Origin of the sequence: Ensifer adhaerens (assembly GCF_002007205.1) — a bacterium.
Taxonomy (GTDB): domain Bacteria; phylum Pseudomonadota; class Alphaproteobacteria; order Rhizobiales; family Rhizobiaceae; genus Ensifer; species Ensifer adhaerens_D.
The window spans coordinates 315448-328147 of the sequence record NZ_LAZS01000005.1; the positions used below are offsets into that span (position 1 = coordinate 315448).

At 64.7% G+C, this 12700-nt stretch carries 18 protein-coding genes and 1 pseudogene; 6 read left to right on the forward strand and 13 right to left on the reverse strand.

The genetic code is table 11. The features are described from left to right. The first annotated feature begins 37 nt into the window (after positions 1-37). On the forward strand, positions 38-1060 hold the full coding sequence (ftrA, locus tag XB14_RS05215; protein ID WP_077961885.1) for a transcriptional regulator FtrA: 1023 nt from the start codon (positions 38-40) through the stop codon (positions 1058-1060). A 29-nt stretch (positions 1061-1089) separates the two neighbouring features. Here the strand turns inward: ftrA and XB14_RS05220 are convergent, their stop codons facing one another. After that, positions 1090-2073, reverse strand: a complete 984-nt coding sequence (locus XB14_RS05220) for a nucleoside recognition domain-containing protein (RefSeq protein WP_077960606.1) — start codon at positions 2071-2073, stop codon at positions 1090-1092. Between the two features lie 115 nt (positions 2074-2188). Here XB14_RS05220 and XB14_RS05225 point away from each other — a divergent pair, with 115 nt between their 5' ends. Then, on the forward strand, positions 2189-2644 hold the full coding sequence (locus tag XB14_RS05225) for an Lrp/AsnC family transcriptional regulator (RefSeq protein ID WP_077960607.1): 456 nt from the start codon (positions 2189-2191) through the stop codon (positions 2642-2644). A 48-nt stretch (positions 2645-2692) separates the two neighbouring features. Here XB14_RS05225 and XB14_RS05230 read toward each other — a convergent pair whose 3' ends face one another. Next, positions 2693-3010: a DUF6966 domain-containing protein gene (locus XB14_RS05230; RefSeq protein ID WP_077960608.1), complete on the reverse strand. Its 318-nt coding sequence runs from the start codon at positions 3008-3010 to the stop codon at positions 2693-2695. Positions 3011-3149: 139 nt separating this feature from the next. Next, positions 3150-3899 carry an SDR family oxidoreductase gene (locus tag XB14_RS05235; protein WP_077960609.1) on the reverse strand — a complete coding sequence of 250 codons (750 nt, stop codon included), beginning with the start codon at positions 3897-3899 and terminating at the stop codon, positions 3150-3152. A 163-nt stretch (positions 3900-4062) separates the two neighbouring features. Here XB14_RS05235 and XB14_RS33080 point away from each other — a divergent pair, with 163 nt between their 5' ends. Next, positions 4063-4218: a hypothetical protein gene (locus XB14_RS33080; RefSeq protein ID WP_179119531.1), complete on the forward strand. Its 156-nt coding sequence runs from the start codon at positions 4063-4065 to the stop codon at positions 4216-4218. Between the two features lie 40 nt (positions 4219-4258). After that, positions 4259-4420 (forward strand): putative metallopeptidase, encoded by a 162-nt coding sequence (locus XB14_RS33495; protein ID WP_234804027.1) that lies wholly within the window; start codon positions 4259-4261, stop codon positions 4418-4420. Here the strand turns inward: XB14_RS33495 and XB14_RS05245 are convergent. Continuing rightward, positions 4417-4608, reverse strand: coding sequence for a hypothetical protein (locus XB14_RS05245; RefSeq protein ID WP_077960610.1), 192 nt, complete (start codon positions 4606-4608; stop codon positions 4417-4419). The genes XB14_RS33495 and XB14_RS05245 overlap by 4 nt on opposite strands. 44 nt (positions 4609-4652) lie before the next feature. Here XB14_RS05245 and XB14_RS33900 point away from each other — a divergent pair. Then, positions 4653-4741 (forward strand): annotated as a pseudogene (locus XB14_RS33900) (DUF2280 domain-containing protein); the annotation flags it as partial. Positions 4742-4744: 3 nt separating this feature from the next. Here XB14_RS33900 and XB14_RS05250 read toward each other — a convergent pair. Next, positions 4745-5662 (reverse strand): LysR family transcriptional regulator, encoded by a 918-nt coding sequence (locus tag XB14_RS05250; RefSeq protein ID WP_077960611.1) that lies wholly within the window; start codon positions 5660-5662, stop codon positions 4745-4747. A 93-nt stretch (positions 5663-5755) separates the two neighbouring features. Here XB14_RS05250 and XB14_RS05255 point away from each other — a divergent pair, with 93 nt between their 5' ends. Then, positions 5756-5980: a DUF1127 domain-containing protein gene (locus tag XB14_RS05255; protein ID WP_077960612.1), complete on the forward strand. Its 225-nt coding sequence runs from the start codon at positions 5756-5758 to the stop codon at positions 5978-5980. A gap of 25 nt (positions 5981-6005) precedes the next feature. Here XB14_RS05255 and XB14_RS05260 read toward each other — a convergent pair whose 3' ends face one another. The 8 genes from XB14_RS05260 to XB14_RS05295 form a co-directional block, all read right to left on the reverse strand. Then, positions 6006-6599: a nucleotidyltransferase family protein gene (locus XB14_RS05260; RefSeq protein WP_234803965.1), complete on the reverse strand. Its 594-nt coding sequence runs from the start codon at positions 6597-6599 to the stop codon at positions 6006-6008. A 51-nt stretch (positions 6600-6650) separates the two neighbouring features. After that, positions 6651-7349: a Type 1 glutamine amidotransferase-like domain-containing protein gene (locus XB14_RS05265; RefSeq protein ID WP_077960614.1), complete on the reverse strand. Its 699-nt coding sequence runs from the start codon at positions 7347-7349 to the stop codon at positions 6651-6653. A gap of 42 nt (positions 7350-7391) precedes the next feature. Beyond that, a complete protein-coding gene (locus tag XB14_RS05270; protein ID WP_143348233.1) occupies positions 7392-7697 on the reverse strand; it encodes a hypothetical protein in 306 nt (101 codons plus the stop codon). A 231-nt stretch (positions 7698-7928) separates the two neighbouring features. Further along, positions 7929-8324, reverse strand: coding sequence for a hypothetical protein (locus XB14_RS05275; protein WP_077960616.1), 396 nt, complete (start codon positions 8322-8324; stop codon positions 7929-7931). Between the two features lie 161 nt (positions 8325-8485). Further along, complete coding sequence (locus tag XB14_RS05280) at positions 8486-8911, reverse strand: hypothetical protein (RefSeq protein ID WP_077960617.1); 426 nt, start codon at positions 8909-8911, stop codon at positions 8486-8488. A gap of 92 nt (positions 8912-9003) precedes the next feature. After that, complete coding sequence (locus XB14_RS05285) at positions 9004-10947, reverse strand: MacB family efflux pump subunit (protein WP_077961886.1); 1944 nt, start codon at positions 10945-10947, stop codon at positions 9004-9006. Between the two features lie 8 nt (positions 10948-10955). Continuing rightward, positions 10956-12293 carry an efflux RND transporter periplasmic adaptor subunit gene (locus XB14_RS05290; protein WP_077960618.1) on the reverse strand — a complete coding sequence of 446 codons (1338 nt, stop codon included), beginning with the start codon at positions 12291-12293 and terminating at the stop codon, positions 10956-10958. Between the two features lie 164 nt (positions 12294-12457). Beyond that, a complete protein-coding gene (locus XB14_RS05295; RefSeq protein ID WP_143348234.1) occupies positions 12458-12694 on the reverse strand; it encodes a type II CAAX prenyl endopeptidase Rce1 family protein in 237 nt (78 codons plus the stop codon). Positions 12695-12700 lie beyond the last annotated feature (6 nt).

Here is a 12700-nt window from a genome sequence, read left to right on the forward strand (position 1 = left end):
CTGGCAGTTGGCAGTTTTGCCATATATGCTCAAGATCATGCCAAAGTCGTTTTCCGCCGCCCAGCCGCTCCTGAACCCGCTCGTCGTGGCGCTTGCCTATGACGGACTCTGCACCTTCGAGTTCGGAGTCGCCGTCGAGATGTTCGGCCTGCCGCGGCCGGAAATGGGCGAGGGCTGGTATCGTTTCGCCGTCGCCTCGGTCGATCCCGGCGAACTCAGGGCGACCGGCGGCGTTCGCTTTGTCGCCGACGGCGGCATCGAGCTTTTAGGCCAAGCCGGGACGATCATCGTGCCCGGCTGGCGCGGCGCCGATCAGCCCGTGCCGGAGCCGGTCTGTGAGCCGCTGCGGCAGGCCCACGCCCGCGGCGCGCGCGTTCTTTCCATCTGTTCCGGCGTCTTCGTGCTGGCGGCTGCAGGGCTGCTTTCCGGCCGGCGGGCGACGACCCACTGGCGCTATACGGACAAGCTGAAAGTGCTTTATCCAGACATCGAGGTGGTGCCGGACGTGCTCTATGTCGATGGCGGCCAGGTTCTGACCTCGGCTGGCAGTGCCGCCGGCATCGACCTCTGCCTGCATCTGATCCGCCGCGATTTCGGCAGCGAGGCGGCCAACCGCGTGGCCCGCCGCCTCGTCGTGCCGCCGCATCGCGACGGCGGCCAGGCGCAGTTTATCGAGCGAGCCGTGCCTGATGTGCACGAGAGCGCGAGGCTCGGGCCGCTGCTTGACCGCATGCGCGCGCGGCTGGGCGAGGACTTCTCGATCGCGGCACTTTCAAAGGCCGCCGGCATGAGCGAGCGCACCTTCCTGCGCCGCTTCGAGGCGGCGACCGGCACGACGCCGGCGCGTTGGCTGCTTGGGGAAAGGCTTTCGCGCGCCCGGCAATTGCTGGAGGAAACCGCACTTGGCATGGAGCAGGTGGCGGAAGCCTCGGGCTTCGGCTCGACCCAGACGCTGCGCCACCATTTCCGCCAGCAGCTTTCGACGACGCCCGCCGCCTACCGCGCCGCCTTCGGGCGGATGGCGGGTCCGGCACTGGCCGCAGCGGCCGCGGCGGAGTAACGCCGCGGCGCGCTTCCATCCGTTAGGCTTCAAGCTTCCGACAGGGCCGGCTCGCCGCCGTCCTTGCGGAAGAAGGAGCGGAAGAACACGGCGTCGGGCGCGGAGGCGACAACCCGGGCGACGATGGCCGTGGCGATGATGGCAAAGACGAGCCGGCCGAAGAAGACGCTGGTGAAATCCGCGCCGAGTGCGACGACCACCAGCGTGTCCTCGATGAGGCTGTGGCCGAAACCCATGAAGACGCAGGCGAGGAATACCTGGCGCGGCTCGACCTTGGCCTCGCGCGCCTCGCGGATCAGCAGTGCGCCGCCATAGGAGATGCCGAGCAACACGCCGACGGCGGCAAAGGGCACGGTCTCGGTCTTGACGCCGGCAAGCCGAAAGAGCGGCGCCATGCCCCGGTTGAGCCAGCCGAGAATGCCGACGAGCTTTAGGATCTCGATCAGCCAGCTCAGCGCGAGCAGCACGACGAGCATGGTGGCAAGCGTCTTCAGCGTGCTGAGCGCAAAGCCGGTCCAGGTGGCGGTTTCGTTCGCCGGTATCCAGCTGGGCGCAAGCGGCGTCGAAAGCCATCCGGTCAGCGCAAAGACCTGGTGCAAAAGCGCTGCGAAGATCAGGCCGCCACCGATCCGGATCGCAGCGGTGGCGAGAAAGCTCGGGCCTGCCTTCTGGATGATGCGCTGCTCGATCGGGATCGCATGCGCCACCAGCATCAGCGCCGAAAAGACCGTCATGTCGGCGGTCGTCAGCTCCGAGACCGGCACCAGCGCAAAGACGACGACGACCGCCCCCCAGATGCCGACGAGCAGGCCGGTCAGCCAGGCAAAGGCAAGCTCGGGCGGCAAGCCGACGATCGTCATCAGCGGCTCGAAGGCCGGGGCGACGGCGCGGATGACGCCAAGCTCCTGCAGCACATGGGTGGCGATGGTGACGGGAACGATGATGCGCACGAGATCCCAGTAGACTTCGAGGGTCGCGAGCGTCTTGCGGTAAAGGATGATCAGAACGGCCATGGTTGGTCTCTCCTTGAATTGGTTGTCCAAGGACTAGCGCGAGGCCGTTCGCAGTTGTGGTCAAAATATGCACTTCTGTGCAATAAAATTGCATGGCGGCGAAACGGGGACGAACATGGACAAGATCGACAGCAAGCTCTTGAGGCTCCTGCAGCAGGATGCGTCGCGCACCAATCCCGAGCTCGCGGCCGAAGTCGGCCTTTCGCCGTCGAGCTGCCTGCGTCGCATCCGGCGGCTGCATGAAGCGGGAGTGATCGACCGGATCGTTGCCATCCTCAATCCGGCCAAGGCCGGCCGGACCATGAAGGCGATCATCACCGTCGAGCTCGAGCGCCACGGCGAACAATATATCCGCCGCTTCCTCGACATGGCGACCAGGGAGCCGGCGGTGATCCAGGCCTATAGCGTCAGCGGCGAGACCGACGCCATTTTGATGCTGCGGCTGAAGGACATGGACGAGCTCGACGCGCTCACCGAACGGCTTTTCCGCGAGGAGACCAATGTCGCGCGCTACTACACCGCCTTCGTGATCCGCACGGGCAAGGAGACGACGGAGATCCCGGTGGGGTAGGCACTAGCCGTGTGGCCGGCCGTGAATGCGTGGGACAGACGAACGTGGTCATTCACCGCGCGCTTGCGCGACGTCGTCTCGTTGCAGTTTCGTGGCTAGCGTCCAAGCCTTTGTCAGCATTTCGCGGAGCGCATCGTTCTCCGTCGTCAGCATCGTGCCGTCACGTTGAAGAACCAAATCATTGAGCGAGCCCATGCCGGCGAACATCGCAAGGAAGCGGTGCAATCCCCAGGCGTCAGACTTTTCCACCGCAACGCGACACCGGCCGACCATGCCCGCCCAGCCCGTTTCGTCGTGCTTTGCCAAATGGTCCTCAACGTTGCGCAGGAGATCGGCAAGGTCGGCGATTTCGGGATGCAGTTGCATCCTGTGATCTTATGGTCCGGTGTGGTGCAACACAAGCGAGCGAAAGCTCGTGTCGGTTGGCAGGCCCGGCTGCTGGAGTGATTGGTTGAGCTTGCGCCGGGGCAAACCTACCCGGCGCAAGCGGTGACTGTCGGCCCAATCACTTCACCGCAGCATTGCCGCCGTCGGCAAAGAGGGCTGCGCCCGAGACGAAGCTTGCCATCGGGCTGGAGAGGAAGAGGGCGGCCTGGGCGATCTCTTCCGGCTGGGCGATGCGCTTCATCGCGTGAAGGCCGGCCGCCCATTCCTTGTTCTCCTTGCTGCCGGCTGCCGGCGTGTCGACGCCGCCCGGCAGAAGCGCATTGGCGCGGATGCCCTTTGCGCCATAGTCGGCGGTGATGCCCTTGACGAGGCCCATCAGCCCGGCCTTGGGGGCGCCATAGGCCGCCATGCCGGGAATGCCGACGCTGGTGCCGACGAAGGTCGAGGTGAAGACCAGTGCGCCGCCGCCACGGGAAAGCATGGCCGGGATCTGGTGGCGGGCGCCGAGGAACGCGGAGGTGAGGTTGGTGGCAAGCGATTGCTGCCATTCCGCGAGCGTGATTTCGGCGACCGGCTTCATGACGTTGACCGCGCCGGCATTGTTGACGGCGATATCGAGGCCGCCGAAATGCTTGAGCGCCGCTTCCACCAGCCGGATATGGGTTTCTTCCGCGGTGACGTCGCCGCCAACCGCGATCGCTTCGCCGCCGTCCTCGCGGATCGCCTCGACGACGGCGTCGAGCTGCTCTTCGCCGCGGGCGTTGGCGACGATCTTCGCACCCTCGGCGGCAAAGAGCCTGGCGACCGCGCGGCCTATGCCGGAGGAGGCGCCGGTGACGATCACGATCTTGTCTTGCAGCATAGTCATGGACTTTTTCCTTCTCTTGATTGAGGCGCCCTGACTACTGCCGGCGCGGGGCAGCGCCCACCCGATTTCCGATCGGTGATTGTGACGGCGCAGATTCTCAATCGTCCCGGTGGCATAGTCCGGGCCGACAACGAGGGCAGGGAAGAAGGGATGATGAAGACCTATGGCGGCAGCCGCCATTGCGGTGCGGATCGAGACGGACCTCGACTTCAGCGCCGGCACGGAGAAATGCAACTGCACGGCCTGCGTGAAGATGCGGCTCTGGTCGGTGGTGGCGAAGCCCGACGCCTTCCGGCTGATCGCCGGGAGGCGGCACTGACCGACTATCGCGGCCGCAACCCGGCCGCCCAGTCTTCGTCATCCGTGCACACGACGTCGAGGCGTTCGCCGGAGTGGTCAGACGTTATGGTGCAGATGCTGCCGGCGTCCGGGCCATGGTCGATGCAGCCAACCAGAAACCCGAGATCGCCAGAGTGCAGATCGCGCATGCATGCGGCACCTGCCAGCTTCTAGTCGCTTAGTCTTTATCCGACGCAGTTGACATATCGCGCAAGACTGCCTCAGCCGCGACTTCGGCATTGCGTCTTGAGCCCGAGATGGTTCCGGATTTTATGAGCTGCTTGCCATCAAGCAGTAGCTGCCAGTTCCACGTGTTCAGGCCGCGTCCCTGAATGCGGAGTTTCAATCTATCGGGATCGTACTTCGTCACTGCTTGCTCCTTTGACTGCACTTTGACTGCACTTTGACTGATCAATGGCCAAACCAAAACTAAACGATGAGGTCAAGACTACATCGTGCAGGCTCTGGCATGCTTCGACAGCCCGCCCGTCGTCGCTGCGGCGTCTTTAGCGGCCCTGCGTCCGGCCCTCGGGCGTATCTAGTCCAGTCGCCGTTGTCTTCAGCGCGGCGAGCGTTTCGCGCAGCGCCCTGTCGAGCCGCTTGTCGCTTCGAAGCACCAGGGCGAAGCGGCGGAAGAGCGTTGGGGTGACGGGTCGCACCACCAGGCGTTCCCGGTCCCCGGGGCGAAGGGCGATTTCCGGAACGAGGGCGGCGCCAAGGCCGACGGCGACCATCTCCTTGATCGCGTCGACGCTGCCGAGCGCCATCACCGGCTTGACGGTCGTGCCTGTGGTGGCCAGCCATTCGTCGGTGATCCTTCGCGTGTTGGCGCCTGGCTCGTAGAGGATCAGCGGCCGTTCAGCCAGGATCGCGGGCGTGACGGCATCGGGCAGGGCGGTCCCGAGCGGCGCAATCGCCACGAAGCGCTCGTCGAAGAGCGGCGTGATTTCGAAGATGCGGCCGGAGACGGGCAGGCTGACGAGGCCGATGTCGATGAGGTTCTCGTCCACCGCGCGCACAATGTCGGCGCTGTTGCCTGTCGTCACCGTGATGTCGAGGTCGGGAAAGCGGCGCTTGAGGTCGGCCAGGAGCGGCGGCAGCAGGAAGGCGCAAGGCGTGGCGCCGGTGCCGATGCGCACGCGACCGAGAACGCCCCTGGCATGGCGCGCAACAGCCTCGATCGCCCGGCTGGTTGCGGCTTCGATGCTGCCGGCATGGGCAAGCAGTTCCTCGCCGGCGGCACTCGGCCTTGCCGTGCGGCCGACCCGTTCGACGAGGCGCACGCCGAGCTGTTTTTCCAGCGCCCGCACCTGCAGGCTGATCGCCGGCTGCGTCAGCCCCAGGCGCTCGGCAGCGGCCGAGAAACTGCCGAGTTCGGCGACCAGCGTAAAGGTTTTGAGATAGTCGAGATCGAGCGCGCCCATGCCAAAGTTTCTCTTATGCTTGGAATAGGAATGCTAAGCTTCTTTTAGGAATTGTCGAGGCGCAGACTGTGTCCATGGTTAAACGAAACATGGATGTTCGACATGATCCGGGAACTCGGTCTCTATCTCGTCGCCTCGCCGCGCTCGCGGTACTGGCAGTTGCAGCAGCTGCGCGAACTCGATGCGGAGCACCTGGCCGATATCGGCGTGACCTCCGGAGAGGCTGCGCTTGGAAGGCGCAGGGCCGCGCCGCTTCCGGCGCGCGAGGACAGGGCCGCCGTACGGCATGCCGAAGCCGCGCGGGCAGGGGCGATGTGACGTTGTCGGTTCGGGCGCCCGCCGGCTACAGGTCCCAGCTCTCGATCGTCAGGCCCGGCCAAAGGGCGCGCCAGCGATCGACCTTGCGCTCGTATATCTCGCGCGTGATCTGGCTTTTGTTGGGGCGCACCACGAGCGACAGGAGGTCGGCAAGGCCGAAAGGCGCGCAGATCTCGAGCCCGCAGATTTCTGGCCCGTCGCGGGACGGGCGTATGCCGATGGCGGTTGCCGTCGTCGGGAAAGTCGCGATCGCCGCCGGCGTCGAGACATAGGGGCTGATCGGACTGCCGAACTTCTCTTCGTACCAGAGGTGGACGCGCGCCTCGTTCTTGACGTCGATCCGCACGGGCAGGTCCACGAGCAGGCTTTTGATCCGGGCTGCGTGCCGGGCTTCCGTCTCTTCGGAGAGGTCCTCGCCGTCGAAATAGACGATGTCGATGTCGCCGATGCCATGCGTCGGCGGCATTGCGAACGCATGGTTCCAGACGCTCTGCGTGATTGCGCCGGCCGCAAGCCAGGCATCTGGCAGAGCCACCTCGTTCCAATGATCGAGGACCGGAGAAAGAAGCGGGCTTTTCCGGATGATCGCTTGCAATTCCATGTGCTGGTAGCGGGTCAAATGACACCTTCGAAGCCTTGGGAGTTCGGGGCGGGCGACTGGGTGGCCATGTCACGCCTTGGATAACGAGAAGCCGTCAAGGTTGACGTCGTCCGGTGTCCGCACGGCGCCACCTGAGATCCACAGGGGCTCTCCAAAACACTCGATCCGCCCGCCCGAAACGACGATGCCGTCGCCATCGTTGCAGGCAAGGATCGGCCGCGAGGTCGACAGGCTGTAGCGCAGCAGTGCGGGCAGGTAGCTTTCGTCGTCGCCGAGATGCGGGAAGAATTCGAACGGCGTGAGGTCGAGTGCCGCGCCGTCTGTGATGTCCTCGGGCCGTTCACCGATGAAGAGCGCGTCGGTCGCGATCGTCGGGGCCATGAGAATGGCACCGGCGCTGACGCCGATGAGGACACCGCCGGAGAGCGCAAAATCGCGCAGCGGCGCGCGCATGCCGCTGCGCTTCAGCCGTTCGAGAAAGCCGCCGGTGTGGCCGCCCGAGAGGTGGATGGCGTCCGAGGCGAAGAGGGCGGCGACCGCTTCTTCAGGATGCGGTTCGTCGAGATCGAAGAACAGGCCGAGGTCGAGGCCGTAACGACCATAATAGGACCGGGCAGCGAGGAAGAAGCTGCGGTCCGGCTCCGGGCCGGAGGCCACATAGGCGATGCGGTTTCCGCCGCCGCGTGCCCTCAGCATCTCCGCGAGCCTCTGATCGATCGCCGAGCAGTCGGGGACAAGCTGGTCACTGTAGAGGATTAGGTTGAGCATTACGCTTTTTTGCCTTCGAGGATCGTTCGCAGGCTGACGGCCTCAGCTTGACGAAGGATGCTGCTTCACGCGGGCGGCATAGCGCCAGACGCCAAGCCAGCCATAATAGGCAAGTGCCAAGGAGGCGGCATAGAGTGCCGCCATGGCGGCCAGTTCACTCCACGCAGAGTTGGCGACGCCGAGGGACAGGTCCATCCAGGCCGCGCCGACGAGATAGAGAGCGGTCCAGAAGGTCAGGATTTTTGCGAAAGGTGGCCAGAAGGCCGTTGGCAGAAGGTCTTTGTCAAAGGCGTAGCAGACGATGCCGATGGATGCCGGCACCGATATGACCAGGCTGATCAGGTCCATTACGTTGATTTCGCCTGGGGCCTGTTCGGAAACAATGAGCGCGAACCAAATGAAGGCGGCTATGGTCAGCCCGCATGTCAGAACAGCAAAGATCTTCCACATCGGCAATCATATCTCCTGGCAGCAGAGTGCCAAACTGGGTGGGTGCACCTCGTCGACGCTAGAGCATCCTGCCTTCAAGTGGAATCACTTGCGGGCGGAAAGATGCCCCATGAATGAACCCAAGGCGAACTATGCGGTGGCCTTCATCCGGCGGCCGTAACGCCAGACGCCGAGCCAGCTGAAATAATTGACGAGGAGAGACAGAGAAAGCCAGAGCAGGGTGACGAGATCATCGCCCCCTTCGTACTGAGCGGCAAACCGCACCACGCTGATGACCGACAGGGCGCCGAGCAGGATGCCGAGAAACCAGCTATACGGCCGCCAGAGCCCGAAGGGCGGGACGTGCAGGTTGAAGGCATAGGCAACAAGGCCGATCGCCGTTGCCAGCGCCATGACCAGGCTGACGCTGCCGAGGATCTTGATCCCGTATGCCATCTCGTCCCACAAGCCCAGGAGCAGCGTCGCGCCTATGACCAGGCCGAAAGCAAGGCTGAGCACGTAGAAAATTGCGAATGCCTTCCACATCGCGAATCATCCTGTATCTGCGCTGGTGCCAGCTTGGGTGGTGAAGAGCGCCTTGTCTATCGTTCTACGGGCGAGATGGTCGCAAGGCCTTACACCCGGCCTGCATGCCGCCGGCTGTCGCATTCGTTCCCCGGAGTGCGTGGCGTGCCGGCGTTCCACCCTTAGCCAGTGGGGGCCGGCTGCTGCTCTGTTCGGCGGCCATAACGCCAGACGCCGAGCCAGGCGAAATAGTTGAGAAGAAGCAGGAGCAGCAGGCCGAAGACGGCTGACACCAAGCCTTCGTCTCCGGGTTTCGGGCTGGTGATGAGCATGGCGACGTCCCAGGCCTTGTCCAGCGACGTGTAGAGACACCAGCCTGCAAGAGCCCAGCTGAATGGCCGCCAAAATGACGAGGGCGGGACTCTCAGGTCGAAGGCGTAGGCAAAGACGCCTATCATGGCCGCAAATTCCACGGCCAGGCCCGCATAGAACAGGGCTCGGTCGGCGGAAGACAGCTGCACCGCGATTTCAGGGGACAGCGTGACGAAAGCCAATGACAGCCCGAAAATGAAAATCAGCCCGTAGAGAACGGCAAACGCCTTCCACATCGCGAATCGTCCCCCAAGCGTGCAGTGCCTGCCATCTTGGGTCGTGTCGCGACACTTGTCTACCGTCTGGCGGGCAGGAGCGTCGCTCTTGCCTAGTCCGCGCTCAGCGCCACCGCCGGCTGCAGTCGCGAGGCGTTGCGGGCGGGGAGGAAGCCGAAGATGAGGCCGGTCAGGAAGGCGCAGGCAAAGGCGAGCGCGACGGGGCCGATGGTGAAGGAGACCGGCATGCCGAACTGACCGGCGAGCGCCCCGGTGCCGAGCCCGAGCGCGACGCCGAGCGTGCCGCCGATCGCCGAGACGACCAGCGCCTCGATGATGAACTGCAGCAGGATGTCGCGCTGGCGGGCGCCGGTCGCCATGCGTACGCCGATCTCGCGGGTGCGCTCGCTGACCGAAACCAGCATGATGTTCATGACGCCGATGCCGCCGACCAAGAGCGAGATCGCGGCGACCGAGGCGAGGAACAGTTTCAGCGTGTTCGAGGTCTCGGTGAAGGCCTCGCGCACGGACGACATGTTGGTGATCTGCGTGTCCTGGCGCTTGTGGCGCTGGTCGAGCAGCGACTGGATCGTCTGCTGGGTGATGTCGATCGCCGAGCCGTCCTTCACCTGGACGGTGATGGTGCGGATGTTGCGCTGGCCGAAGAGGCGGATGCTGCCGGTCGAAAGCGGCACCAGCACCACGTCGTCCTGGTCGTTGCCGAAGGAGGTGGCGCCCATCTCCGCCATCACGCCGATCACCTGGAAGGGGATCTTGTTGACGAGCACATATTGGCCGATCGGATTGTTGCCGTCGGGAAAGAGGGTCTTCACCACCGTCTGGCCGAGCACGGCCACCGGTGCGTAGGTGTCCATGTCGTTCTGGTTGATGAACTCGCCCTTGGCCATCTTCCAGGATTTTGCCGTGGTGAACTGCGGCACGGTGCCGTTGGCGGTCGTCTGATAATCGACATTGCCGCGGCGAAGCGTGACGGAGCTGGTCATCTCCGGCACGGCGAAGGCGACATTCGGCACTTCGAGGATCGCGTCGGCGTCCGCAGGCACCAGCGTCACGTTGCTGCCGCCGGCGCTGCCGCGGAAATTCGCCATGCTCGGGCGTACCACCAAGAGGTCGGAGCCCATGGAGGAGATGCGGCTCAAGACCGAATCCTGCGCGCCCGTGCCGATCGCCAGCATGGCGACGACCGAACCGACGCCGATGACGATGCCGAGCAGGGTCAGGATCGTGCGGAACAGATTGGCCTTCAGCGCCCGGAACGCCATCTTCATCGCTTCGGTGACATCGGCGATCGCGGCCGAGCCTTCGCTGACATGGCGGGCGAGGGCGGCTGCCCCCTCGGCATTCACACGGGTTTTCTTGGCACGGTCGGCGACGATGCGGCCGTCATGGATCTCGATCAGCCGGTCGGCCTGTTCGGCGACCTCGCGCGAGTGGGTGATGACGATGACCGTGTGACCCTGCTGGTTCATGTCGCGGAGCAGCGCCATCACGTCCGAGCCGCTCTGGCTGTCAAGCGCGCCGGTCGGCTCGTCGGCAAGGATCACCCGGCCGCCGTTCATCAGCGCGCGGGCAATGGAGACGCGTTGCTGCTGGCCGCCAGACAACTGGCCCGGCCGGTGGTCGAGGCGCTCGCCGAGCTTCAGCGCTTCCAACAGCGCCTCGGCGCGGTCGTGGCGGTCGCGGGCCGACATGCCGGCATAGACGGCCGGCACCTCGACATTTTCCTTGGCGCTTGCTGTCGGGATGAGGTTGTAGCTCTGGAAGACGAAGCCGAAGGTGCGGCGGCGCAGCGCCGCGAGCTCGTCGCTGTCGAGGGTAGCGACGCTCTCGCCGTCGATCAGGTAGTCGCCGCCGGTCGGCTGGTCGAGGCAGCCGAGAATGTTCATCAGCGTCGACTTGCCGGAACCCGACTGGCCGACGATCGCCACGAATTCGCCCGCCTCGATATCGAGCGACAGGCCATGCAGCACCTCGACGGCGAGATCGCCGTTGAAATAGGTCTTGCTGACGTGCCTGAGCGAGAGAAGCGGGGTCATGGCCGACATCAGAACATCGGCGGCATGCGCATGCCGCGCTGGTTTCGGTTGTCGCGGGCGGTGCCGCCGCCTGTGGATCCGGTGCTGACGACCACCTTCTCGCCCTCTTCGAGGCCACTCTTGATTTCGGCGCTGACGCGGTTGCGAATGCCGACCTCGACGTCGCGGGTTTCGAGCGCGCCGGAGGCGGTAACGACGGTCACCTGCGCCTTGCCGCCTTCGCCACGTTGGCCGTTTCTCTGGCCGTCACGCCGGCCGTCGCCCTGGCCGGCGGCATCGCCGCTGCCCTTGTCCGGATGGCTCAAGGCGCCGCTCGGCACGATCAGCACATCCTTGGCGGCAGCCTGCACGAAGAACACCTGGGCGCTCATCGACATCATCAGTTCGCCCTCGGGATTGGGCACGTCGAAGAGTGCGTAATAGAGCACGACGTTGTTGGTCGTGTCGGGCATCGGCTGGATCTGCCGGAGCTTGCCGGCGAAGCGTTTTCCGGGCTGGCCGAGCAGGGTGAAATAGGCGTCCATGCCGATCTTCAGCCGGGTGACATCGGCTTCCGACACCTGCGCCTTGACGGTCATGGTCGAGAGGTCGGCGATGGTGACGATGGTCGGCGTCGTCTGGTTGGCGTTCAGCGTCTGGCCGGCCTTGGCCGGGTTGGCGACGATGGTGCCGGAGATCGGCGCGTAGATCTTGGTGTAGCCGAGATCGACCTTGTCGCCGGCAAGCGTCGCCTGCTGCTTGCGGATCTGCGCCTCGATGGCGTTGACGTCGGCTTCGGCGGCTGCGAGGTCGGCGATCGCCTGGTCGAGCGTCGATTGCGCCACGCTCCTGGTTTCGACGAGATTGCGCTGGCGGTCGATATTGGCCTGCTTCAGCACGAGCTGGGCCTTCTTGGAAATCAGCTGGGCCCGGAGGTTAGCAAGCTCCGCCTGGTCGATCTCGATGCGGTTTTCGATGGTGGCCGGGTCGATTTCGGCGACGAGTTCATTCTGGGTGACCTTGTCGCCGATCGTCACATGCAGCGCCTTCAGCTGGCCGGAGACCTGGGCGCCGGCATCGACGGAATTGACGGCATCGAGCGTGCCGACGGCGGTGACGCTGTTTTCGATGTCGCCGCGGGTCACCACCTCGGTCACCATTGCGGTCGAGGCCGGGTTCTCTCCATAGCGCGTCCAGCCGTAATAGCCGGCGCCGGCGACGGCGAGGATGACGGGCAGCCACAGCCAGGCTCGCGAGCGGCGCCTGCGCTTCACCGTCTTCACCGCACCGGGAATGAAGGTGATATTGGGCGCCGCATCGTCTCGGGGCGTGGTGTCGGCTCGCGCCGTCTTGGCTGTCTTGTTCATCGCTTGCGCCTAACCGGCATCGCCGATGCCAAAATGGATAGGTTCAAAAATAGAAGCGAATGGACCCGGCGAAAAGCATTGAGATCATTATATTTTCGTAATGTGACGAGGGCAGCGCCCCTGCGGCACCTGGCCGGTGCCTGCCGATGCGGGGAAAGGACCCGCTAACCCCTGATGCCCGCGACCGTCAGAAAGGTGCCGATTACCGCCAGTCCGTTCTGCATGCCGTGGCCGATGATGGCGCACCAGGTGCTTTGGCGACGGAGCGTGATCCAGGCGAGCAGCAGGCTCGTCGGCAGGATGGCCGGCAGCACGTGGAACCAGAACCAGTGAAAGGCCGTCCAATGAAGGCCGTTCAGCACCCAGGCATAGGTGCGGCCGAAACGGATGGCGGTGGTCATCGCAAG